This window comes from Pseudomonas sp. YNh (genome assembly GCF_037993085.1).
GTDB lineage: Bacteria > Pseudomonadota > Gammaproteobacteria > Pseudomonadales > Pseudomonadaceae > Aquipseudomonas > Aquipseudomonas putida.
The window spans coordinates 88,116-109,846 of sequence record NZ_JBBMRJ010000010.1 but is presented as its reverse complement, the minus strand read 5'-3'; the positions used below and the strand labels follow the sequence as shown (position 1 = coordinate 109,846).

Sequence of the window (21,731 nt, the reverse complement as noted above, 5' to 3'; positions counted from 1 at the left end):
AGTTTGACCCAGCTCAAAGAAGCGTCTTCACGAATTCGAAACAGTTCTCATCTCAGCTCATAAACGTATATTTTCTCGGCTTCCATCTGGTAGCCGGCGTCGGCCAGTTCGCTGCTGGAGGCTCTAACTTGCATCTTTCCCTCGATCCAGTACGGCTGGTAGAGGTCTTCGACGCGCACGCCCATCTCGCTGAAAATATGCACGATCTGGTTCGACGGCGGGGGTGGCACGTGGATGCACGCACCGTAGTAAGGGACCAGCAGGAACTCGGTGGTGCGGCCTTCTTCGCTTACCTCCAGCGGCACGATGTAGCCCGGCAGCTTGACCTGCTGGCCGTCGAGGCCCTTCACCACTGGGGCATCGGGGGCTTGCTGGCGCGCGGCGGGCGCGGACTCGGCAGACAGGGCGTTGCTGAGCTGTGACATGTCATGCAGCGGCGCCAGTTGTGGCGGGATGACCGGGGCGCCTTCGGGGATCAGGGCCGGCCAGTCCAGCTCCTTGGGTTCGGCGGCCCATAGCGGCATTGCTACCAGCAACAGCAGGGCCAGCAGCATGCGCATTGCCGGCCTCTTCGCGGGCATGCCCGCTCCCAAAGGTCCTGCACAAGGTTCGAAGCCTGCGGGGCTCCCTGTGGGAGCGGGCGTGCCCGCGAAGCAGGCGGTGAGGTGTCTGATCATTACGCGCACTCAGAGGTGTATGGACAGGCCATCGGCCAGCGACTGCCGATAGGCCCGCCACGCCGGCACGCTGCCCATCAGCAACGCCGCCCCCAGGATGATAGCCAGCAAGGTCCATTCATGAGCACTCGGCAGGGCCAGTGGCAGATACAAGCCATAGTTGGCCTGCACGTACCCCTGCGCCAGGGCAATCCCCGCATACAGCAAGCCAAGCCCGGCCACGATCCCGACCGCCGCCAGTGACAGCGCCTCCAGTATTAGCAGCCCCGCGATATGCCACGGCCTGGCCCCGACCGAACGCAAGATCGCCATCTCCCGGCGGCGCTCGTTGAGGCTGGTGAGAATCGCCGTCAGCATGCCGATCAAGCCGGTCAGCACCACGAACAGCGACACCACGAACAACGCTTGTTCCGCCGTGCCCATCAGGCTCCACAGCTCTTGCAGGGCCACGCCTGGCAGGATTGCCAGCAACGGCTCGCTGCGGTACTCGTTGATCTCGCGCTGCAGGCTGAAGGTCGCGATCTTGTTGTTCAGGCCCAGCATGAACGCGGTAATGGCGGCAGGTTGCAGGTCCATCGTGCGTGCCTGCTCGGCGCTGATGCGCCCGGCGCCTCGGGCCGGTACGCCGTTGTGCCAGTCGATATGGATGGCCTCCATACCGCCCAGGCCGATATGCAGGGTGCGGTCGACCGGTGTGCCGGTGCGCTTGAGCACACCGACCACGGTGAACGGCTTGTCGTCATGCTTGACCAGGCTGATGGCTGCCACGCCGTGGGCAAGCACCAGCTTGTCACCCAGTTTGTAGTGCAGCGCCTCGGCCACTTCGGCGCCGAGCACCACCTCGAACGGGTCGCTGGCAAACTCACGCCCTTGGCTCATTTCCAGATGCTGGCGGCGGCCGTACTGGTAATGGCTGAAGTAATCCGTCGTGGTGCCCATCACTCGGTAGCCGCGGTGCGAGTCGCCCAGCGAGATCGGGATCGCCCACTTCACGCGCGGGTCCTGTGCATAGTGCTCGAAGCTGTCCCAGCGGATGTTGTTGGTAGCGTTGCCAATGCGGAACACCGAATACAGCAGCAGGTTCACCGAACCGGAGCGGGCGCCGACGATCAGGTCGGTGCCGCTGATGGTGCTGGCGAAGCTGGCGCGCGCTTCTGTGCGAACACGTTCCACCGCCAGCAGCAGGCACACTGACAGGGCGATGGCGAAGGCGGTGAGAAAGGCGGTGAAGCGGCGGTTGGCCAGGCTGGCCAGGGCAAGGCGGAGCAGGTACATCAGGCCTCCCGGGGCTTGGCGGCGCGGTTGAGGTCGGCCAGGGAAAGGTGACGGTCGAACAGTGGTGCCAGGCTCTGGTCGTGGCTGACGAACAGCAGGCTGGCACCGGCTGCGCGGCATTCATCGAACAGCAGGCGGATGAACGCTTCGCGTGTGTCGGCATCCAGCGCCGAGGTCGGTTCGTCGGCAATCACCAGTTCTGGCTGGCCGATCAGGGCGCGTGCGGCGGCGACCCGCTGTTGCTGGCCGATCGACAGGCTGTCGGCGCGGCGGGCGAGCAGGGCGGGGTCGCCCAGGCCCAGGTGGGCCAGCAGCGTGCCGGCCGCCTGGTCGACACTGCCATGGCGCTGCTCGGCGCGGGCCTTGCGGCTGTGCGAGAAGCGGCAGGGCAGCTCGACGTTTTCACGTACAGAGAGAAACGGCAGCAGGTTGAACTGCTGGAAGATGTAACCGGTGTGATCGACCCGAAAGCGGTCGCGGGCGCCCTGGCCCAATTTGCCGAGGTCCTGGCCAAGCAACTGGATGCGGCCCTGGGCCGGCACGTTCACCCCGCCGAGCAGGCCCAGCAAGGTGGTCTTGCCACTGCCGCTGGGGCCCTTGAGGAACAGGGCTTCACCCGCGTCCAGGTGGAATGCCGGAATATCCAGCAACGGCGGCTGACCTGGCCAGCCGAACACCAGGTCATGCAGTTCGATCAACGGCTGGCTCATTCAGAAGGCGACCGCTGCCTTGGCCGGCGTGGTTTCCACGCCTTTCTGGCCGTTGGGGCCGATCAGTTGCACGTTGATTTTCTGGGTGGCCGGGAAGGCCTTGAACAATGGCGCCAGGTCCACCTGTGCCAGTTTGTCGGGGTTGGCGCAGGTGAGCTGGTAATGGGCACCGATGTCGCTGTGCTGGTGGCCATGCGCGTGTTCGTCACCCTCGTCGTCGGCTTTCAGGGCATCACCGAACAGCGGGCTTTCCAGCTCCTGCTGTTCTTCCTTGCAGTTCGCTGCTGCAGAAAGGCCGAACAGCTTGAGGGGTTGTTCGAGTTGCTGGCGCACGGCGGCGACCTTGGCCTTGTCTGCATCGCTGCTGGCGGCATGCTCGAAGCCCACCAGGTTCATTGCCGGGCTGTCCAGCTCCAGCTCCAGGGTGTTGTCATCAAGCACGACGTTGAGCTTGGCCACGCCATGCTCGTGGGCGCCGAGCGTGCCGTGGTCATGATCATGGTCATCGTGGGCATGGGCCACGGCCAGTGGCAGCAAGGCGAAGGGCAGGGCGAGCAGCAGGCGACGCATGGACGACTCCGGGGCGGGCTGGAAGATTGGGTTATGTTATAACAACTTTTCTGCGTATCGCCAGCCCACGTGGCGCAGGTTTCATCTTGGGGTAGCATGGGTACATTGACATGGGCTCAAGGAACGCATCGTGAGAATTCGTGGACAGATTGGTGACTGGCCGGTGGACCTGACCATCGAGCTGGAACCGGCGGAGTGGGCGCAGTTGGGGCGGCAAATCGAGGGGCAAGCACCGCCACCGGGTGGCACCGTGAGTGCTGCGGTGGTGCCGGCCCCGCGCCAGGATGATGGACAGTGGGCGGCAGCGCTCGAAATGTTGCGCCAAGCCGGGCGGCTATCAGGGCCAGAGTTGCTGGAGAGCCTGACGGGGCTGGCTGGGAGTCCGGCAGCAGGCAAGAGGCTGCTGGTGCGTTTGCGGCACTGTGCACAGGTCCGCGTGCTGGCAGGTGAAGATGCTCCGCTCTACTGTTGGCAGGAGAATGCAAACGGGTAGTATTGAGCAAATGCGGGCTGCGATCACCTGATGTTTCTGCCAGTTTTCATTGAGTGTTCCAAGGTGTCGAATGTGTAGATCTTCATACAGGAAGGCCTGCCATGCACACCCAGAACGCCCCGACAGCACAGCAGTACGACCTGCGCGGTTGGCGTACACACTTTGTTTTTGACGCTGAAAAACTGAACGCCTTCTGCCGGCATTATTACGAAATGCGGGCTGACACTGTCCACACCGACGCTGTGGATTTTGTCCATCAACGCCCTACCGGCTGGCTGACGACGCGTTGTGTATTGGGCAGTCCGCTGCCGGAGTTTCCAACCGGGGACGGTGAAACGATCACTGTGGCAAGGCGTTTTGTGTCATACACCAGTTACGAGTTTCACAGAGAGCATGGTGCCCATTACGCCGATATCGTTGAACTAGTTGCCGGCAGCCGGAATGAGCGCCGGGCACTGTTTCAGACCTTCAGGCTGGATCAGTGCGTTGGTACATACCAATACAACGATGACACAATTTTTACGCTGTCGGCAGGCTCCGACTTCTCAGTCGGATTTCTAGGATTCCCAGAGCGTGACACGGACGCAGGCCTGCCATTCAAGATCCGCTTCGACAAACTTCCTGCGGGTGAAAAAATCGTCGTGCTGCCCAAGACTGCGGATGTTACTTATGGCAAGTGGTTGATGCAGGATATACGTTTCTATCTGCGCCGCGTTCCAGGCCAGCTTTCGCATGTCATGTATATTGCCAATGCCGGCGATGGCGACGGCATAATACCTGCGAGCATGGAAGATGAGTGTGAGCAGGGGCCGGCAACAGCAGAAGATGCATTAGGGTATTGCTATGTAAGATCGACAGATATCCCTGCCGAAGGCTTTTATGGCCGAGACTTCGAAGAATTGGCACAGATACTCTTCCCGCTAGGGCGTGTGGCATACACCGATTTCGATTGGGGCGATCCGGTCGCCAAAGCCACGCTGGTTGAACCTTCCACGGGTCTTGAGACACCACTGCCAGACGCTGCCGTTTATTCGTCGCATATAGATCCCTTGGTCCGAATCGTATCTGCAGGCAGCGCCGGCCAGCGATTGGTGCTGAATACCGTCAACCCTGCCACGCCGATCTGGGAATTCACGTCGCCTGCTGTTGGGCAGTTAGTGCCTAACGGCCGCTCCTGTGATTACATCCCGCAAGACGAGGGGGGAGTGATTTATGGCGAAAACCCGTTGACCGGCCAGGAGGCTGCCCTGCTCAGTTCAATGACAAGAAACCCCGTCGATATTGTCCGGATTCTCTCGGGCTTTGCGCTACTTCCGTATTTCTCGACCATGGTCGTACTCAATGCCAGGCCTACCCATTACTTCAAACTCGACACGGTCGGCGGACAACTGCAGCTCACGTTACTTTATAAGCCGTGGGAAGGCGGAGAAACAGTGGTACCGCCGGAGCTTGTCGAGTGGAAAGTGCTGGCAGGGGATGGGAAAGTGTCAGATGGCATTTTTTCGCCTGGCACCATGAACAGGTTCAGTGTTGTACAGGCGATCCACCGGGACCCAGATTATTTGCTGTTCGCGGTAATCATCATTCCCATGCCATTGCTGACTGCCGCTGAGTTCGTGGCCATGCGCAATGGTGGTTGACGTCAAAAGGTGATGGGCAGGTAGCGGATGTGCTATCTGCCCTCGCTGTTCGGCTACGGTGCAGTTTAGAACATCGCCGCCGACAGCTTGCGACGATAAACGCCAACCAGCGGGTGATCACCACCCAGCAACTCGAACACCTGCAGCAACGCCTTCTGCGGCAGCCCATTCTCGTAGCCACGGTTACGCTGGAACAACTTCAACAGCCCATCCAGCGCCGCTTCATACTGCTGACGCGCCAGTTGCTGGATGCTCAGTTGGTAAGCTGCTTCGTCATCCTGCGGGTTCTGCGCCAGACGGCTTTTCAGGTCGGCCACTTCCGGCAGGCTGGCCGCCTGGCGCAGGAAGGTCAGCTGGGCCTTGGCACCGGCCAGCGCAGCTTTGTGCTCGTCGGTCTTGACCGCATCCAGCACCACCTGGGCCTCGCCCAGTTCACCGCGCTCGGCCAGGCAGCGGGCGTACAGGATCAGCGCCTCGGCATTGCTGTTGTCTTCACCCAGCAGCGCCTGCAACAGCGCTTCAGCTTCGGCAAAGCGGCTTTCGGCAAACAGCGCCTTGGCCTGCTCCAGTGGCGAAGCGGTGGGGGCGGCGGGCATCTGCACGTGTGGCTCGAGCATGGCGCGAATCGCCGATTCCGGCTGAGCCCCGGCAAAACCGTCCACCGGCTGGCCGTCCTTGAACAGCACAACGGTCGGCAGGCTGCGGATACCGAACTGGGCAACCACCTGTTGCTCCACGTCGCAGTTGATCTTGGCCAGCAGCAACTCGCCCTGGTAACCCTCGGTGATCTTGGCCAGCAACGGCATCAGTGCCTTGCACGGCGCACACCACTCGGCCCAGAAGTCCACCAGCACCGGCTTGTGGAAAGAGTTCTCGATCACCAGTTGCTGAAAGGTGGCATCGGTAGCGTCGAAAATGTAAGGCGTGTCTTGGGTCATCGCGACTCTCGCTAACTCATCAATGGCACCACTATAAGGCGTCGCGGCTGGCGTGGTACAGGCTGACCCTGCGGAATTCGTGTGGCTCGGCCAGGTCCGGCAGGGTCAGTGCTTCGAGCACGCCCAACTGCTGGTACAGCGGGTGGCTGAAGTCGCGTACCCGCGAGTCGGCCACCAGCGCCTGGCGGCCGCGGCTGAGGAAGGCATCCAGCAGCGGCAGATTGGCGCGGTCATACAGCACATCGGCGACCAGGATCAGGTCGAAGCGGTCGTCCTCGGCAAAGAAGTCGCTGCTGTAACTGAGCGCTACCCCGTTCAGCGCGGCGTTGGCGCGGCAGGCATGGAGGGCCAGCGGGTCGAGGTCGCAGGCCACCACTTCCAGTGCCCCGGAGCGCGCGGCGGCAATGCCGGCGATACCGGAGCCGGCGCCAAAGTCCAGCACGCGTTTGCCGGCCACCCATTCCGGGCGTTCGGCCAGGTAGCGGGCCATGGCCAGGCCACTGGCCCAGCAAAAGCTCCAGTAGGGCGGCTCTTCAAGAATGCGCCGGGTTTCGTCGCTGCTGAAGGCACGGTCCATGTTCTGGTCGTCGATCAACCACAGCTTCAGGTCACAGCCGGGCAGCTCGCTGACGATCAGGCGCGCTTCGCCGATCAAGCCGCCGAGAGCCTGTTGCAGGGCCAGTGGCGCCACTTAAGGTGCCTTCTCGAAACGCAGCGGGCCGGTGGCCTGGGTCTGGGCCTGGCTGATACGTACCGGCGGCAGGTGCATGATCAACTGGCCGGAACGGCTGGCGCGGCCACGTAGCTCGACCCTCGCGCCGGCCGGGAAGGCCTCGGGGTTGAAGCGAAGGTGGTAGGGCAACGCTTGCCCGGTGCCGGTCAGGTTGCTGCTGGCCAGCAGGCGTTGCGGGCGGTCGCGTTCGTCGATGACCAGCAAGGCCAGTTCCACGTCGGCACCGGCCGGGATTTCCAGCAAGGTGCCGCTCAGTTCACGCTGGTAGGCCGGCAACGGGCCCAATACTTCGGCCGGTTTGGCCGAGCGGGTTGGTGTGGGCGCCGGGGGTGTATCGGTCTTCGGCCTGTCGCTGCCGCAAGCGGCGAGCAGGGCGGCGCAGCACAGCACGACGAGCGCTCGGTAGTGCATGGGGGAGTCCTTAACGGGCAGATTTCCCATGGATGTTAACCCCTTTGGCTTGTCTTGCCAGTGCAATGCGCTACCATGGCCCTCCCTTTTTTTGTTGCCTGCCACCATGCACTGTCCCTTTTGCGGTGCCAACGACACCAAGGTCATCGACTCTCGCCTCGTTGCCGAGGGCGAGCAGGTGCGCCGCCGCCGCGAATGCGTGGCCTGTGGCGAGCGCTTCACCACCTTCGAAACCGCCGAACTGGTGCTGCCCCGGCTGATCAAGCAGGACGGCACGCGCCAGCCTTTCGACGAAGACAAGCTGCGCGCCGGCATGCAACGGGCCCTGGAAAAGCGCCCGGTCAGCGTCGAGCGCCTGGAAGCGGCGCTGGCCCACATCAAGAGCCGCCTGCGTGCCACTGGCGAGCGCGAAGTCAAATCGCTGGTGGTGGGTGAAATGGTCATGGCCGAGCTGCGCAAGCTCGACGAGGTGGCTTATATCCGCTTTGCCTCGGTGTACCGGCGCTTCCAGGACCTGGACGAGTTCCGCGAAGAAATCGACCGCCTGGCCCGTGAGCCGGCTAAAGAGTGAACATGCCCAGCCAAGCCGCCATCCTTGACGCCCACTACATGGCCCGCGCGCTGGAGCTGGCGCGCAAGGGTCTGTATACCACCCACCCCAACCCGCGCGTAGGCTGCGTGATCGTGCGTGATGGCGAAGTGGTCGGCGAAGGTTGGCACGTGCGCGCCGGCGAGCCGCATGCCGAAGTGCATGCCCTGCGCCAGGCCGGTGAGCGTGCCCGTGGCGCTTGTGCCTACGTTACCCTTGAACCGTGCAGCCACCATGGGCGCACGCCGCCGTGTGCCGAGGCGCTGGTCAAGGCTGGTGTGGCGCGGGTTGTGGCAGCCATGCAGGACCCTAACCCGCAAGTGGCGGGGCAAGGCCTGCGGCGCCTCGCCGAGGCCGGTATCGAGGTGGCCAGTGGCGTGCTCGAAGCCGAGGCCCGCGCACTCAACCCGGGCTTTCTCAAGCGCATGGAAACTGGCCTGCCGTTCGTGCGCGCCAAGTTGGCCATGAGCCTGGACGGCCGCACCGCCATGGCCAGTGGCGAAAGCCAGTGGATTACCGGCTCGGCTGCCCGTTCGGCGGTACAGCGCCTGCGCGCCCGCTCCAGCGTGGTGCTGACCAGCGCTGCCAGCGTGCTGGCCGACAACGCCCGCATGACCGTGCGTGGCGCCGAGCTGGGCCTGGATGCCGAAACCACAGCCCTGGCTCTCAGCCGAACGCCGCTGCGCGTACTGGTCGATGGCCGCCTGCGCCTGCCACTGGATGCGCCGTTCTTCCAGGCTGGCCCGGCACTGGTGGTGACCGCTGTCGCAGATGACCCGCGCTATGCCGCTGCCGGCCACGAATTGTTGAGCCTGCCAGGTGACAATGGTCAGGTCGACCTGCCGGCGCTGCTGCAGGCCCTGGCCGCTCGCGGTGTCAACGAAATCCTGCTGGAAGCCGGTGCCGGCCTGGTCGGTGCCTTTGCCCGCCAAGGCCTGGTCGACGAATATCAGCTGTTCGTTGCCGGCACCTTCCTCGGCTCCCAGGCCCGCCCGTTGCTGGACTGGCCGCTGGACAGGATGAGCGAAGCGCCGCGATTGAAAATTACCGAAATGCGGGCAGTGGGCGATGACTGGCGGGTCACAGCCATCCCCCTGCCGGCACCCGGCGTATAATGCCGGGCTTGCCCCGTGCAAACCGTTTTTGAGGAAGACCCCATGTTTACCGGCATCATCGAATCCATCGGCACCATCCGCAGCCTCACCCCCAAGGGTGGTGACGTGCGCGTCTACGTCGAAACCGGCAAGCTCGACCTGGGTGACGTCAAGCTGGGCGACAGCATCGCCGTCAATGGGGTATGCCTGACCGCTGTCGAACTGCCGGGCAATGGCTTCTGGGCCGACGTCAGCGTCGAAACCCTCAAGCGCACCGCGTTCATCGACCTCAAGAGCGGCAGCAAGGTCAACCTGGAGAAAGCCCTGACCCCCACCACCCGCCTGGGTGGGCACCTGGTCAGCGGCCATGTCGACGGCGTCGGCGAAATCATCTCGCGCAGCGATAACGCCCGCGCCATCCAGTTCCGTGTGCGTGCACCCAAGGAGCTGGCCAAGTACATCGCCCACAAGGGTTCGATCACCGTCGACGGCACCAGCCTGACGGTCAATGAGGTCAATGGCGCCGAGTTCGAGCTGACCATTGTCCCGCACACCCTGTCCGAAACCATCATGGCCGACTACCGCGCAGGGCGTCGGGTAAACCTTGAGGTCGACCTGCTGGCCCGTTATCTGGAGCGCTTGCTGCTGGGTGACAAGGCTGCCGAACCGAGCAAGGGCAGTGGCATTACCGAAAGCTTCCTGGCCGCCAACGGCTTCTTGAAATCCTGATTGAGAAGGGGGTGCCGCGTGGCGCTCAACAGCATCGAAGAACTGGTCGAAGACATCCGCCAGGGCAAAATGGTCATCCTCATGGATGACGAAGACCGCGAGAACGAAGGCGACATCATCATGGCAGCCGAATGCTGCCTGCCCGAGCACATCAACTTCATGGCCAAGCACGCCCGTGGCCTGATCTGCATGCCGATGACCCGCGAGCGTTGCGAAACGCTGAAGCTGCCGCTGATGGCGCCGCGCAACGGCTCGGGCTTCGGCACCAAGTTCACCGTGTCGATCGAAGCCGCCGAAGGCGTCACCACCGGCATCTCCGCCGCCGACCGTGCACGCACGGTGCAGGCCGCTGCCGCCAAGGACGCCAAGGCCGAAGACATCGTCAGCCCTGGTCACATCTTCCCGCTGATGGCCCAGCCCGGCGGTACCCTGGCCCGCGCCGGCCACACCGAAGCTGCCTGCGACCTGGCGCGCATGGCCGGTTTCGAGCCAAGCGGCGTGATCTGCGAAGTGATGAACGACGACGGCACCATGTCGCGCCGCGCCGAGCTGGAAGTGTTCGCCGCCGAGCACGGCCTGAAGATCGGCACCATTGCCGACCTGATCCACTACCGCATGATTCACGAGCGCACCGTGCAGCGTGTTTCCGAGCAGCCGGTGGAAAGCGAGCTGGGCGAGTTCAACCTGGTCACCTACCGCGACGCGGTGGAAGGCGACGTGCACCTGGCCCTGACCCTGGGCAAGATCTGCGCCGAAGAGCCGACCCTGGTGCGTGTGCACAACATGGACCCGCTGCGCGACCTGCTGCTGGTCAAGCAGCCAGGCCGCTGGAGCCTGCGTGCTGCCATGGCCGCCGTGGCCGAAGCCGGCAGCGGCGTGGTACTGCTGCTGGGCCACCCGCTGGATGGCGACGTGCTGCTGGCGCACATCCGCGAAAGCGCAGGCGATGCACCGGCCAAGGCACCGACCACCTACAGCACCGTGGGTGCCGGTTCGCAGATCCTGCGCGACCTTGGTGTGCGCAAGATGCGCCTGATGAGTTCGCCGATGAAGTTCAACGCGATATCCGGATTCGATCTGGAAGTTGTAGAATACGTGCCCTCCGAGTGACTTGAGGCGGCATTGACGCCCTCTGCTCGAGTCCAGACCCCTGTCGAGGCCGCTTGTATGCGGCCTCGCTCTTGAAGATGAGAATATCGGAATGACCCTGAAGACCATCGAAGGTACCTTCATCGCCCCCAAAGGTCGCTATGCTTTGGTGGTTGGCCGCTTCAACAGCTTCGTCGTTGAAAGCCTGGTAAGCGGTGCCGTTGATGCCCTGGTACGCCACGGTGTCAGCGAAAGCGACATCACCATCATCCGTGCCCCGGGCGCATTTGAAATCCCGTTGGTAGCACAGAAGGTCGCCCAGCAAGGCGCCTACGACGCGATCATCGCCCTGGGCGCCGTGATCCGTGGTGGTACCCCGCACTTCGAATACGTGGCGGGCGAATGCACCAAGGGCCTGGCCCAGGTGTCCATGGAGTTCGGTGTTCCGGTGGCCTTCGGCGTACTGACCGTCGACTCCATCGAACAAGCCATCGAGCGTTCCGGCACCAAAGCCGGCAACAAAGGTGCTGAAGCTGCCCTGTCCGCACTGGAAATGGTCAGCCTGCTGGCGCAGTTGGAGGCCAAGTGATTAGCGACGAAAGCGATCGTTTCAACCCGCGCGATCCAAAACCTGCGGATGCCGGCAAGCCCTCGAAAAGCGCCAAGCGCCGCGAAGCCCGCAAGCTCGCGACCCAGGCACTGTACCAGTGGCACATGGCGCAGCATTCGCTGAACGAGATCGAAGCGCAGTTCCGGGTGGATAACGATTTCACCGACGTCGACGGTGCCTATTTCCGTGAAATCCTGCATGGGGTTCCGGCAATCAAGGGCGAAATCGACAAGGCGCTGGTGCCTTGCATGACCATGACGCTGGAAGAGCTCGACCCGGTCGAGTTGGCCGTGCTGCGTCTGTCCACCTGGGAGTTCATCAAGCGCGTCGACGTACCGTACCGCGTGGTGATCAACGAAGGTGTCGAGCTGGCCAAGGTCTTCGGTGCCACCGATGGCCACAAGTTCGTCAACGGCGTGCTGGACAAGCTGGCACCGTCGCTGCGTGAAGCCGAAGTCAAGGCGAACAAGCGCTGATTCTGGCGCTGTAGAGCCATGGGTGAGTTCGAGCTGATCAACCATTACTTCGCCGCCGCGCCTTGTGCGCAGGGCGGCGAGGGCGTGGCCCTGGGTATCGGCGACGACTGCGCCCTGCTAGCCCTTCCCCCCGGTGAGCAACTGGCGGTGTCGACCGACACCCTGGTCGCCGGGGTGCATTTTCCCGCTGTCTGCGATCCGCTGCTGCTTGGCCAGCGTTCGTTGGCCGTGGCCGCCAGTGACCTGGCCGCCATGGGCGCGACTGCGATCGGCTTCACCCTCGCCCTGACCCTGCCGGACGTTGGCCCTGACTGGCTGGCGGCGTATGCCGACGGCCTCAGCCGCATGGCCCACCGTTGCCGCATGAGCCTGATCGGGGGGGACACCACCCGGGGCCCGCTGAGCATCACCGTCACCGTGTTTGGCCGCGTGCCGGCAGGCCAGGCGTTGCGCCGTAGCGGTGCGCGCCCAGGCGACCTGCTGTGCGTCGGTGGTGTGCTGGGCAAGGCGGCCGGCGCGCTGCCGCTGGTGCTGGGAGAACGCGAGGCACCTGCCGAGCAGGCCGAGCCGCTGCTGGCCCATTACTGGTCGCCAATGCCGCAGCTCACCCTCGGCACGCTGCTGCGTGGCCGGGCCTCGGCGGCGCTGGACATTTCCGACGGCCTGCTCGCAGATTGCGGGCATATCGCCAAGGCGTCCGGCGTAGCACTGGAGGTGAACCTGGCCCAGGTGCCGGTGTCTCCTGCTGTAGAGGCGTTTCTCGGGCGCGAGGCTGCCGTGCAGGCCGCCCTTACCGGTGGCGACGACTACGTGCTGGCCTTCACGCTGCCGCCTGAGGCGCTGGCGCCTCTGGCTGGCCTCGGCCTCGTCGAGGTGCATACCATTGGCCGTGTGCTCGAAGGGCAGGGCGTGACCTTGCGCGACGTGCAGGGCCGGGACATCACCCCCGTTCAGCGGGGCTATCAACACTTTAGGGAGACACCGTGACCGATCACCCCAATCAGGTGCCTGCGGAGTTCGTTCCGCCTTCGGTCTGGCGCAACCCGTGGCACTTCATCGCGTTTGGCTTTGGTTCTGGCACCTTGCCCAAGGCCCCGGGTACCTGGGGCTCGCTGGTGGCCATACCGTTCATCCCGTTGTGGCAGATGTTGCCTGACTGGGGCTACTGGCTATTGCTGGGCGTGAGCATGCTGTTTGGCTTCTGGTTGTGCGGCAAAGTCGCCAATGACTTGCGCGTACACGACCATGAAGGCATTGTCTGGGATGAGATCGTCGGCATGTGGATCACCCTCTGGCTGGTGCCAGAAGGCTGGCAGTGGCTGCTGGCAGGGTTCCTGATGTTCCGCTTCTTCGACATCCTCAAGCCATGGCCGATCCGCTGGATCGACCGCCATGTGCACGGGGGCGTCGGCATCATGCTCGACGATATCCTGGCCGGCGTGTTTGCCTGGCTGGGCATGCAGGTTCTGGTGTGGGCGGTTGCCTGAACAGGGAGCGCGTGAATGGCCATAAGGACGTTGCTGTTGGCAATGCTGCTGAGCGTTGCCCCATGGGTGGCGGCTGCTGAAGGCGTGCCGAAGCAGATCCACCTGGTCAGTGAGGAGTGGCTCGATTACACCAACGCTGACGGTACCGGGGTGGCCTGGGACGTGCTGCGCAAGGTGTTCGAGCCGGCAGGGGTCAAGGTGGTGCCGCAGAGCGCGCCCTACAGCCGTGCAGTCGGGCTGGTCAAACGTGGCGAAGCCGATGCCTGGGTGGGCTCGTACAAGCAAGAGAATGCCGACAACCTGTACCCGCGCTGGCACTTCGACATGGACCACATCTACGCCCTGGGGCTGGCCAGCAAACCTGCGCCTACTGCGCAGAATGTGGGCAAGTATCGCCTGGCCTGGGTACGCGGCTACGACTACGGCAGCTACCTGCCAGATGTGCATGAATACCGTGAAATTCAGCGTCGCGAAGGCATTCTGCCGATGCTCGAGCATGACCGGGTGGACTTCTACATCGATGCACAGACCGAAGTCGATTATGTCCTGAGCCAGTCATCCCAGCCCGAGCGCTTCCGTCGTACCCATGTGGCCGAGCTGCCGCTGTACCTGGCGTTTGCCCGCAACGGCCAGGCGAAGGCGCTGTGTGACCTGTTCGACAAGCGCATGGACGAACTGGTGCGCAGCGGCGAGCTGAAGCCGATTTTCGAGCACTGGAAACAGCCTTATCCGTTCACTGCAGACAGCAAACCGCATTGAAGCAGGGGCGCTTTGCACCCCATCGCCGGCAAGCCAGCTCCCACAGGATCACCACAGCTTCGAATCCTGTGCAGTACCTGTGGGAGCCGGCTTGCCGGCGATAGGGCCGAGCCTGGTTAACCTAAGCATCGAACTTTTCGATATTAACCCGCGGTATTCAGCCCGCCCACAGCCTGCAACCGGCTGATACAATCGGCCCACGAGAAATTTCCAACTTATTCCAGGAGCACAACGTGCCCGTCGTCTTTGTTGCCGCCTCTAAACTCCCGACGCCATTCGCGACCTTCACCATGCATGGCTTCCTCGACGAAGCCACTGGCCGCGAGCACGTAGTGCTCAGCTTGGGTGACATTGCGGACGGCCAGCCGGTGCTGGGGCGCCTGCACTCCGAGTGCCTGACCGGCGATGCCTTGTTCAGCCAGCGCTGCGACTGCGGTTCGCAGTTGGAAGCCGCGCTGCAGGCCATCGCCCGTGAGGGCCGTGGGGTACTGTTGTATCTGCGTCAGGAAGGCCGTGGCATCGGCCTGTTGAACAAGATCCGCGCCTACGAGCTGCAGGATGGTGGCGCCGATACCGTCGAAGCCAATGAACGCCTGGGCTTTGCCGCCGACCAGCGCGACTACGCCATCTGCTTGCCGATGCTGGAGCACTTGGGTGTGAAAGCCCTGCGACTGATGACCAATAACCCGCGCAAGGTCAAAGCGCTGACCGACATGAACATCGTGGTTGCCGAACGTGTGCCGCTGCACACCGGCCACAACCCGCACAACCGTTACTACCTGGCGACCAAGGCCGGCAAACTCGGCCACATGCTGGGCAATGAACACCAGGGCGAGGTGCCCCAGGCGTGACCCGTGCCGAGGTCAAGCGGCGCCTGGCACTGGCCTGGTGGCAGTATCTGGCGATGGGCCTGGTGCCGCTGCCGGTCATGGCCTGGGCCTTTGGTGGTGGTGACGCGCTGATCCCGGTGCTGGCCATGCCACTGTTCATCGCCGGCGCGGCGACCATGTTCCTCAGCCTGCCGCGCTTCGGCGCCTACAAGCGCGCACTGATCGCCACCTCCAAGGTGCTCGGCACGGGCGAAGAGCCCGCTGCCTGGATCGAACTGGCCCGGGTACGGCGCATGGCCATGTTGTACGCCTGCTTCCCGGCCTGGGTCGCCGCGCTGTCGGTGCTGGTCGGCCTTGAGGCGGTGCCGCAAATCCTGCTGGCACTGTCTACCGTGGTGGTGCTGTACCTCTATCGCATTCCACGCCAGCTCGGCTGATGCGCCTGCTGCCAGGCCTGCTGGCGCTGTTCGCCTGCACCGTGCTGGCCGCTGACCCCCTGCGGGTGGTCAGCCTGGCGCCCTCGATGACTGAAATCATGCTCGAACTGCGGGCCGACGACCTGCTGGTGGGGGTGCTCGACGGTGGCGAGCGGCCAGCAGCGCTGCGCGACCTGCCGTCGGTTGGGCGCCAAGGGCAACTGAACATGGAGCGCCTGCTCAGCCTGCGCCCCGAGCTGTTGTTGCTCTGGCCGGGCAGCGTGCCACCCGCCCAGCGCGACCAGCTCAAGCGCCTGGGCATCGCCACCTTCAGTGCGGAACCCCATGATATCGACCAGTTGATCGCGCAGATCGAAGCCATCGCCGAGCGTATCGGCCGTGCCGAACAAGGCCATCAGTACGCCCAGGCCCTGCGAGAGCGGCTGCAGCAGTTACGTGAGCAGTACCGGCGTGACGAGCCATTGCAGGTGTTCTACCAGGTATGGGACCAGCCGTTGTACACCCTGGGTGGCCGGCAGGTGGTGAGCGATGCCTTGGCAGTGTGCGGGGCGCGCAATGTGTTCGCCGACCTCAACCAGCCGGCACCGCAGGTGAATGTGGAGTCTGTGCTGCTGCGCAACCCACAGGTCATCCTGGCTGGCGATCCAGCGCAACTGGCGAGCTGGAAGGCCTGGCCGCAATTGCGTGCGGTTGCCGATGGCCGCTTGCTGGTGGTGCCCGACAAAGGTCTGGAGCGGCCCAGCGGGCAGATGATCGAAGCCACCGCACGCTTGTGCGCGTTGCTCGCGGCTAAAGCGCCGGCGTCCAGGTAACGCTGAACAACAGCGTGCGGCCTTCTTCGCGGTAGGGATAGTAGGCACCCTCGTAGCTGTACAGGGCACGGCTGTGAGTGTGGTCCAGCAGGTTATCCAGCTTCGCTTCCAGTTTCAGTTCGTCAGTGGCTGCCCAACTACCGCGCAAACCGAGCAGGCCATAGCCGCCGATGCGGTTGCGGTTGGCCTCATCGTCATAGCTGCCGCTGACCGCTTGCCAGCCTGCGCCCACGGTGAAACGCCCGAGTTCACGGTCCAGGTCCAGGCTCAGCGTGCGGCGTGCACGGCGGGCGAGGGTGTGGCCGCTGTCACGGTCACGAGGATCGATCAGTGCCAGGCCCAGTTGGCTGTGCCAGGCGCCCCATTGTTGCGCCAAGGCCATTTCGAAGCCGTTGATACGGGCCGAGGCAACGTTGCGGGGTATCGAGCCCTGGCCGAACACGATCGCATCGCGCAGGTCGGTGCGGTACAGCGAGGCTTCCAGGCGGCTGTCCGCAGTCAGCTGGCTGCGCCATTGCAGCTCGTAGCTTCTGGAGTGCTCGGGGTCCAGGTCCGGGTTGCTGAACTGGGGGTAGTACAGGTCGTTGAAGGTTGGCGCCCGAAAGCCTTCGCTGTAGGACAGCAGCACATCATTCTGTGCGTTCAACGGTACGGCCAAGCTGCCGCTCCAGGTGGTCTGGCCGCCGAACTGCTGGTTACGGTCATGGCGCACACCCACTTCGGTGGAAAACCGTTCGCCCTGGTAGCGGTGCTGGACGAAGACGGCGCGGTTCCAGCGGCTGTCTTCGGTGAAGTCGGTGCTGGCGTGCACACGGTCTTCGTACCAATCCGCACCCAGCAGCAGGTTGTTGCGTTCATCCATGACCAAATTGTTTTGCCAGGTTGCCTGGTCGCGATAGGTGTTGAACGGGGCGCTTGAATGCCTGAGCTTGTCTCGGCTGTCGTCGCGGTTTTCGCTATGCGCCAGTTCGAGCCTTGTATTCCACTGCTCGCTGACCTGAGCATCCAAGTAGCTGCCTATGCTGCTGACAGCGAAATTCGAATACGGCACTTGAGGGCTTGCACCGCGCGGCTCGTCGTACTCACTGCGGCCACGGCTGTCGAGCAGGTTCAGCCCGGCCTCGAAGCGCTCACCGAAGGTGTGGCTCAGGCTCAGGTTGAATGCCTTGTTGCGGTAAGCGTCGTGGCCGCCATCGCTGGCGAAGGACGGCCCGGTCGAGTCGATGCCGGCCGTTTCATCCAGGCTGGCGCCGAGGTTGAAGCGGGTTGCGCCATCCCCGCCTGAAAGCCCCAGGCTGCGTTGGAACGTCTGGTTGCTGCCGGCGGCCATTCGCAGGCGCGGCTGCAGGCCGGGGCCGTTGCTACGCCGGGTGAAGATCTGGATTACCCCACCAATGGCATCGCTGCCGTACACCGCTGAGCGCGAGCCGCGCAGCACTTCCACCCGCTCGATCTGGTCAACGTCGAGAAACTGCAGGCCGCTGTCGCCGGAGGTGGCGTTGGCAATGCGCACACCATCCACCAGTACCAGGCTTTGTGCGGCCTTGGTGCCGCGAATGAAGATGCCGGGCAGACTGCCACGGCCACCGGTAGGCGCCACTTGCACGCCGGGCACGCGGCTGAGCAGGTCGGTGACGCTGGTGGGTTGCAGGCGGTCGATGTCAGTGCGGGTGAAGACGGTGTTTGCAGCACTGGTGGCGGTGCGCGACTCGACCTGGCGGCTGGCGCTGATCAGCACGTCGGGGAGCTTGAGGGCGTCGTCGCGCTCGGCGGCCAGCAGGGGGAGGGGGAGGCAGAGCAATGTAGCAAAGCTTGGGGCTTTCATGGGCAGTACCATTTTGCGAGGGCTGCGCCCTCGATCGCGACACAGGGCCGCTCCTACAGGTGGGCGAGTCTTGGGGCGATTGTGTTGTGCGGCCTGTCAGGGCCCCATCGCCGGCAAGCCAGCTCCCACAGGTATTGCCCAAGCCTGGGGAGCGGTGCGGTCAATGTGGGAGCGGCCTTGTGTCGCGATGGGCCGCAGAGCGGCCCCGGGGATTACAAGCCGAGCATGGCCATGCGGGCCTTCACCGAAGCTTCGATCCCGGCCGCATCCAGCCCGCACTCAGCCAGCATCTGTGCAGGCTTGGCATGCTCGACGTAGATGTCGGGCAAGCCCAGGTGCAGCAGCGGCTTGAGCACTGCCTGGCTGGCCAGGAACTCACCCACCGCAGCACCCGCGCCACCCATGATGGCGTTCTCTTCAATGGTCACCAGCAGCGCATGGCTGCCAGCCAGTTCCAGCACCAGGGCCTCGTCCAGCGGTTTGACGAAGCGCATGTCAACCACTGTGGCGTTGATCTGCTCGGCCACCTGCATGGCCTCGGCCAGCTGCACGCCAAACACCAGCAGGGCGACGTTCTCGCCTTGGCGGCGAACCACGCCCTTGCCGATTTCCAGTGGCTCCAGGTCGCCGCTGATCGGCGCATTCGGGCCGGTGCCACGCGGGTAGCGCACGGCTGCCGGGCCGTTGTACAGGTGGCCGGTGCTGAGCATCTTGCGCAGCTCGTTCTCGTCGCTCGGGGTCATCACCAGCATGCCCGGGATGCAGCGCAGGTACGACAGGTCATAACTGCCCGCATGGGTCGGGCCGTCTTCGCCAACGAGGCCGGCGCGGTCGATGGCAAACAGCACATCGAGGTTCTGCACGGCCACGTCGTGGATCAGCTGGTCGTAGGCACGCTGCAGGAACGTGGAGTAGATCGCCACCACCGGCTTGCTGCCCTCGCAGGCCATGCCGGCCGCCAAGGTAACGGCGTGCTGCTCGGCGATCGCCACGTCGAAGTAGCGTTCCGGGTAGCGCTCGCTGAAGTCGACCAGGTCGGAGCCCTCCTTCATCGCCGGGGTAATGCCCACCAGGCGGTTGTCGGCGGCGGCCATGTCGCACAGCCACTGGCCGAACACGGCAGAGTATTTCGGGCCGCTGACTTTCTTTGGCGCGGCAGGCTTGTCGGCCGGCTCCAGCTTGGTGATGGCGTGATAGCCGATCGGGTCGACCTCGGCCGGGGCGAAGCCCTTGCCCTTCTTGGTCACCACGTGCAGGAACTGCGGGCCCTTCAGGTCACGCATGTTGCGCAGGGTGGCGATCATGGTCGGCAGGTCGTGGCCGTCGATGGGGCCGATGTAGTTCCAGCCCAGTTCTTCGAACAGCGTGCCCGGCACCAACATGCCCTTGGCGTATTCCTCGGTGCGGCGGGCGATTTCCCAGGCGCCTGGCAGGCGCGACAGCACTTTCTTGCTGCCTTCGCGCATGCTCGCGTAGGTGCGGCTGGAGAGGATCTTGGCCAGGTAGTTGGACAGGCCGCCGACATTGCGCGAAATCGACATGTCGTTGTCGTTGAGGATCACCAGCATGTCGGCGTTGACTTCCTGGGCGTGGTTCAACGCCTCGAAGGCCATGCCGGCAGTCAGCGCGCCGTCCCCGATCACCGCAATCGATTTGCGTGCGCTGTTCTGCAGACGGGCGGCAATGGCCATGCCCAGTGCGGCGCTGATCGAGGTGCTGGAGTGGCCGACGCCAAAGGTGTCGTACTCGCTCTCGCTGCGGCGCGGGAAAGCGGCGATGCCGTCCTTCTGGCGCAGGCTGAGCATGCGGTTACGGCGCCCGGTGAGGATCTTGTGCGGGTAGGCCTGGTGGCCCACGTCCCACACCAGCCGGTCGTCCGGGGTGTCGAACACGTAGTGCAGGGCGATGGTCAGCTCGATCACGCCCAGACCGGCGCCAAAATGCCCACCGGTCTGTCCCACGGTGTAGAGCAGTTCCTGGCGCAGTTCGTCGGCCAGGGTCTCCAGGTCGGCTTCGGCCAGCCGGCGCAGGCCGGCAGGCGTGTCAGCGCGGTCGAGCAACGGCGTGACCGGGCGTTCGCGGGGGATCTCTTGAAACGTCGTGGGCATCAGGCGAGTCGTTATAGGTGTGTGAAGACGCGGCAGTTTACCCCATTGTAGGAAATACTGCCCATTCAGACGGGTGTCGCACGGGGCTGCTTTGCAGCCCATCGCCGGCAAGCCAGCTCCCACAGGATCTTCACAGATCACAGGCCGCTGAGGTACCTGTGGGAGCTGGGTTGCCGGCGATGGGGCGCGCAGCGGCCCCAATCAATCAGTTACGGCGTTCGACGATGTAGCGCGCCAGGGCCCGCAGTGGCTCGGCCGTTTCACCGAAGCCTTGCAGTGCGATCAGCGCCTGGTCGCGCAGTTCGATTGCATAGGCCTTGGCCGCTTCCAGGCCCAGCAGGGCCGGGTAGGTCGGTTTGTCACGAGCTATGTCTGCACCCTGGCGTTTGCCCAGGGTGGCGGTGTCGCTCTCAACGTCGAGGATGTCGTCCTGCACCTGGAATGCCAGGCCGATGGCCTGTGCATAAACCTGCAGGGCATCCAGTTGCGCCTGTTCGACACGAGCGCTGGCCAGGGCGCCGAGGCGTACGCTGGCTTCAATCAGTGCGCCGGTCTTGTGCCGGTGCATGAACTCCAGTGCCTGCTGGTCCAGCTTCAGGCCTACCGAACCGAGGTCGATGGCCTGGCCGCCGACCATGCCTGCCGGGCCGGCAGCCTTGGCCAAGGCCTGGACCATGGCCAGGCGAATGCCGTCGGCCTGCGGGCTCAGGCCTGGGTCGAGCAGGGCACTGAATGCCAGGCTCTGCAAACCGTCGCCAGCGAGGATGGCGCAGGCTTCGTCAAATGCTTTGTGGGTAGTGGGTTGGCCACGACGCAGGTCGTCGTCGTCCATGGCTGGCAGGTCGTCATGCACCAGCGAGTAGGCGTGGATCAGTTCGACCGCGCAGGCCGCGCCGTTGGCCTGTTCGGCCGGGGCGCCCAAGGCTTCGCAGGCCGCGTAGGCCAGCAGCGGGCGTACGCGCTTGCCGCCGTTCATCACGCTGTAGCGCATGGCGGCGTAAAGGCGTTCCAGCTCTTTGGACGGGGCAACGAACAGCGGTTCGAGGGCAGCGTCGACCCGAGCCTGGCAGCTGGCCTGGTAAGTGCCAATCATGCTTCCGGCTCCGCGTCGAAGGGCTGCGCGGCCAGTTCGCCGTCGCGTTCCAGGAGGATTTGCACCTTCTGTTCGGCCTGGGCCAGGGCACCCTGGCAATCACGGGTCAGGGCGATGCCTTGCTCGAAGGCGGCCAGCGATTCTTCCAGCGACAACTCGCCGTTCTCCAGGCGCTCGACCAGTGCTTGCAGGTCTGCGAGGGATTGCTCGAAATCGAGGGAGGCTTTTTTGCGGGCCATGGCGACTTTCTCGGTGGCATTCAGAACGGCGCGACACTAGCAGAGCGGGGCGGGGGGAGCAAACTTCCGACAGCTGCCCGGCTCATACAGGCCGCTCTCAAAAGGGC

The 21,731-nt window shown here is 64.1% G+C and carries 25 protein-coding genes; 14 read left to right on the top strand and 11 right to left on the bottom strand.

The features are described 5' to 3' along the window. Positions 1-47 precede the first annotated feature (47 nt). The 4 genes from WF331_RS13000 to WF331_RS12985 form a co-directional block, all read right to left on the bottom strand. Entirely contained in the window at positions 48-560 is a 513-nt protein-coding gene (locus WF331_RS13000) for a DUF3299 domain-containing protein (protein WP_016497770.1), read from the bottom strand. A 126-nt stretch (positions 561-686) separates the two neighbouring features. Beyond that, complete coding sequence (locus WF331_RS12995; protein ID WP_016497771.1) at positions 687-1,952, bottom strand: ABC transporter permease; 1,266 nt, start codon at positions 1,950-1,952, stop codon at positions 687-689. Next, positions 1,952-2,662, bottom strand: coding sequence for an ABC transporter ATP-binding protein (locus tag WF331_RS12990; protein ID WP_016497772.1), 711 nt, complete (start codon positions 2,660-2,662; stop codon positions 1,952-1,954). The genes WF331_RS12995 and WF331_RS12990 overlap by 1 nt, the downstream gene beginning before the upstream one ends. Next, a complete protein-coding gene (locus tag WF331_RS12985) occupies positions 2,663-3,232 on the bottom strand; it encodes a DUF2796 domain-containing protein (RefSeq protein ID WP_016497773.1) in 570 nt (189 codons plus the stop codon). It abuts the gene before it with no gap. Between the two features lie 130 nt (positions 3,233-3,362). On the opposite strand from WF331_RS12985, the gene WF331_RS12980 reads away from it, so the two are divergent. Together WF331_RS12980 and WF331_RS12975 are read left to right on the top strand one after the other, a co-directional pair. Next, entirely contained in the window at positions 3,363-3,725 is a 363-nt protein-coding gene (locus WF331_RS12980; RefSeq protein ID WP_016497774.1) for a hypothetical protein, read from the top strand. 101 nt (positions 3,726-3,826) lie between these two features. Beyond that, positions 3,827-5,365 carry a hypothetical protein gene (locus WF331_RS12975; protein WP_340622981.1) on the top strand — a complete coding sequence of 513 codons (1,539 nt, stop codon included), beginning with the start codon at positions 3,827-3,829 and terminating at the stop codon, positions 5,363-5,365. 65 nt (positions 5,366-5,430) lie between these two features. Here the strand turns inward: WF331_RS12975 and trxA are convergent, their stop codons facing one another. From trxA to WF331_RS12960, 3 genes are read right to left on the bottom strand one after another with little or no spacing between them, the layout of a single operon-like run. Then, positions 5,431-6,303 (bottom strand): thioredoxin, encoded by an 873-nt coding sequence (trxA, locus tag WF331_RS12970; protein ID WP_016497776.1) that lies wholly within the window; start codon positions 6,301-6,303, stop codon positions 5,431-5,433. A 31-nt stretch (positions 6,304-6,334) separates the two neighbouring features. Further along, entirely contained in the window at positions 6,335-6,994 is a 660-nt protein-coding gene (locus WF331_RS12965) for a class I SAM-dependent methyltransferase (protein ID WP_340622980.1), read from the bottom strand. Then, positions 6,995-7,447 (bottom strand): YbaY family lipoprotein, encoded by a 453-nt coding sequence (locus WF331_RS12960; protein WP_016497778.1) that lies wholly within the window; start codon positions 7,445-7,447, stop codon positions 6,995-6,997. Between the two features lie 106 nt (positions 7,448-7,553). Between WF331_RS12960 and nrdR the strand changes: the two genes are divergently transcribed. From nrdR to WF331_RS12900, 12 genes are all read left to right on the top strand, one after another. Beyond that, the gene (nrdR, locus tag WF331_RS12955) at positions 7,554-8,018 is read left to right on the top strand and encodes a transcriptional regulator NrdR (RefSeq protein ID WP_009685710.1); all 465 of its coding nucleotides are present in this window, start codon (positions 7,554-7,556) and stop codon (positions 8,016-8,018) included. 2 nt (positions 8,019-8,020) lie between these two features. Next, positions 8,021-9,151, top strand: coding sequence for a bifunctional diaminohydroxyphosphoribosylaminopyrimidine deaminase/5-amino-6-(5-phosphoribosylamino)uracil reductase RibD (gene ribD / locus WF331_RS12950; RefSeq protein ID WP_340622979.1), 1,131 nt, complete (start codon positions 8,021-8,023; stop codon positions 9,149-9,151). A 42-nt stretch (positions 9,152-9,193) separates the two neighbouring features. Then, complete coding sequence (locus tag WF331_RS12945; protein WP_016497780.1) at positions 9,194-9,859, top strand: riboflavin synthase; 666 nt, start codon at positions 9,194-9,196, stop codon at positions 9,857-9,859. A gap of 18 nt (positions 9,860-9,877) precedes the next feature. Continuing rightward, positions 9,878-10,969 (top strand): bifunctional 3,4-dihydroxy-2-butanone-4-phosphate synthase/GTP cyclohydrolase II, encoded by a 1,092-nt coding sequence (ribBA, locus tag WF331_RS12940; RefSeq protein WP_016497781.1) that lies wholly within the window; start codon positions 9,878-9,880, stop codon positions 10,967-10,969. A 91-nt stretch (positions 10,970-11,060) separates the two neighbouring features. Further along, entirely contained in the window at positions 11,061-11,537 is a 477-nt protein-coding gene (ribH, locus tag WF331_RS12935) for a 6,7-dimethyl-8-ribityllumazine synthase (RefSeq protein ID WP_003255395.1), read from the top strand. Beyond that, a complete protein-coding gene (gene nusB, locus WF331_RS12930; RefSeq protein WP_016497782.1) occupies positions 11,534-12,034 on the top strand; it encodes a transcription antitermination factor NusB in 501 nt (166 codons plus the stop codon). The genes ribH and nusB overlap by 4 nt, the downstream gene beginning before the upstream one ends. A gap of 18 nt (positions 12,035-12,052) precedes the next feature. Further along, positions 12,053-13,021: a thiamine-phosphate kinase gene (gene thiL, locus WF331_RS12925; RefSeq protein WP_284365263.1), complete on the top strand. Its 969-nt coding sequence runs from the start codon at positions 12,053-12,055 to the stop codon at positions 13,019-13,021. Continuing rightward, the gene (locus WF331_RS12920) at positions 13,018-13,521 is read left to right on the top strand and encodes a phosphatidylglycerophosphatase A family protein (RefSeq protein WP_003255391.1); all 504 of its coding nucleotides are present in this window, start codon (positions 13,018-13,020) and stop codon (positions 13,519-13,521) included. Before thiL ends, WF331_RS12920 begins: the two co-directional genes overlap by 4 nt. Positions 13,522-13,536: 15 nt before the next feature. Further along, the gene (locus tag WF331_RS12915; protein ID WP_049277429.1) at positions 13,537-14,280 is read left to right on the top strand and encodes a substrate-binding periplasmic protein; all 744 of its coding nucleotides are present in this window, start codon (positions 13,537-13,539) and stop codon (positions 14,278-14,280) included. 233 nt (positions 14,281-14,513) lie between these two features. Further along, entirely contained in the window at positions 14,514-15,131 is a 618-nt protein-coding gene (gene ribA / locus WF331_RS12910) for a GTP cyclohydrolase II (RefSeq protein ID WP_016484701.1), read from the top strand. Further along, positions 15,128-15,547 (top strand): hypothetical protein, encoded by a 420-nt coding sequence (locus WF331_RS12905; protein WP_016497785.1) that lies wholly within the window; start codon positions 15,128-15,130, stop codon positions 15,545-15,547. The genes ribA and WF331_RS12905 overlap by 4 nt, the downstream gene beginning before the upstream one ends. Beyond that, positions 15,547-16,359, top strand: a complete 813-nt coding sequence (locus WF331_RS12900) for a cobalamin-binding protein (RefSeq protein ID WP_084966982.1) — start codon at positions 15,547-15,549, stop codon at positions 16,357-16,359. The genes WF331_RS12905 and WF331_RS12900 overlap by 1 nt, the downstream gene beginning before the upstream one ends. On the opposite strand, the gene WF331_RS12895 is transcribed toward WF331_RS12900, so the two are convergent. The 4 genes from WF331_RS12895 to WF331_RS12880 form a co-directional block, all read right to left on the bottom strand. Next, positions 16,337-18,184: a TonB-dependent receptor domain-containing protein gene (locus tag WF331_RS12895; RefSeq protein WP_340622978.1), complete on the bottom strand. Its 1,848-nt coding sequence runs from the start codon at positions 18,182-18,184 to the stop codon at positions 16,337-16,339. The genes WF331_RS12900 and WF331_RS12895 overlap by 23 nt on opposite strands. 212 nt (positions 18,185-18,396) lie before the next feature. Then, on the bottom strand, positions 18,397-20,292 hold the full coding sequence (gene dxs / locus WF331_RS12890; protein ID WP_016497788.1) for a 1-deoxy-D-xylulose-5-phosphate synthase: 1,896 nt from the start codon (positions 20,290-20,292) through the stop codon (positions 18,397-18,399). A gap of 205 nt (positions 20,293-20,497) precedes the next feature. Beyond that, entirely contained in the window at positions 20,498-21,385 is an 888-nt protein-coding gene (gene ispA / locus WF331_RS12885) for a (2E,6E)-farnesyl diphosphate synthase (RefSeq protein ID WP_284364870.1), read from the bottom strand. Beyond that, positions 21,382-21,624: an exodeoxyribonuclease VII small subunit gene (locus WF331_RS12880; protein WP_003255380.1), complete on the bottom strand. Its 243-nt coding sequence runs from the start codon at positions 21,622-21,624 to the stop codon at positions 21,382-21,384. Before WF331_RS12880 ends, ispA begins: the two co-directional genes overlap by 4 nt. Positions 21,625-21,731: the final 107 nt, after the last annotated feature.

Excerpts from the sequence above, each read along its gene's own strand:
- dxs (WP_016497788.1), bottom strand. The coding sequence starts at position 20,292 with ATGCCCACGACGTTTCAAGAGATCCCCCGCGAACGCCCGGTCACGCCG.
- trxA (WP_016497776.1), bottom strand. The coding sequence starts at position 6,303 with ATGACCCAAGACACGCCTTACATTTTCGACGCTACCGATGCCACCTTT.
- WF331_RS12990 (WP_016497772.1), bottom strand. The coding sequence starts at position 2,662 with ATGAGCCAGCCGTTGATCGAACTGCATGACCTGGTGTTCGGCTGGCCA.
- WF331_RS12880 (WP_003255380.1), bottom strand. The coding sequence starts at position 21,624 with ATGGCCCGCAAAAAAGCCTCCCTCGATTTCGAGCAATCCCTCGCAGAC.
- ispA (WP_284364870.1), bottom strand. The coding sequence starts at position 21,385 with ATGATTGGCACTTACCAGGCCAGCTGCCAGGCTCGGGTCGACGCTGCC.
- WF331_RS12895 (WP_340622978.1), bottom strand. The coding sequence starts at position 18,184 with ATGAAAGCCCCAAGCTTTGCTACATTGCTCTGCCTCCCCCTCCCCCTG.
- WF331_RS13000 (WP_016497770.1), bottom strand. The coding sequence starts at position 560 with ATGCGCATGCTGCTGGCCCTGCTGTTGCTGGTAGCAATGCCGCTATGG.
- WF331_RS12985 (WP_016497773.1), bottom strand. The coding sequence starts at position 3,232 with ATGCGTCGCCTGCTGCTCGCCCTGCCCTTCGCCTTGCTGCCACTGGCC.
- WF331_RS12995 (WP_016497771.1), bottom strand. The coding sequence starts at position 1,952 with ATGTACCTGCTCCGCCTTGCCCTGGCCAGCCTGGCCAACCGCCGCTTC.
- ribH (WP_003255395.1), top strand. The coding sequence starts at position 11,061 with ATGACCCTGAAGACCATCGAAGGTACCTTCATCGCCCCCAAAGGTCGC.
- nrdR (WP_009685710.1), top strand. The coding sequence starts at position 7,554 with ATGCACTGTCCCTTTTGCGGTGCCAACGACACCAAGGTCATCGACTCT.
- WF331_RS12975 (WP_340622981.1), top strand. The coding sequence starts at position 3,827 with ATGCACACCCAGAACGCCCCGACAGCACAGCAGTACGACCTGCGCGGT.
- WF331_RS12945 (WP_016497780.1), top strand. The coding sequence starts at position 9,194 with ATGTTTACCGGCATCATCGAATCCATCGGCACCATCCGCAGCCTCACC.
- ribD (WP_340622979.1), top strand. The coding sequence starts at position 8,021 with ATGCCCAGCCAAGCCGCCATCCTTGACGCCCACTACATGGCCCGCGCG.
- WF331_RS12960 (WP_016497778.1), bottom strand. The coding sequence starts at position 7,447 with ATGCACTACCGAGCGCTCGTCGTGCTGTGCTGCGCCGCCCTGCTCGCC.
- WF331_RS12900 (WP_084966982.1), top strand. The coding sequence starts at position 15,547 with ATGCGCCTGCTGCCAGGCCTGCTGGCGCTGTTCGCCTGCACCGTGCTG.
- WF331_RS12915 (WP_049277429.1), top strand. The coding sequence starts at position 13,537 with ATGGCCATAAGGACGTTGCTGTTGGCAATGCTGCTGAGCGTTGCCCCA.
- thiL (WP_284365263.1), top strand. The coding sequence starts at position 12,053 with ATGGGTGAGTTCGAGCTGATCAACCATTACTTCGCCGCCGCGCCTTGT.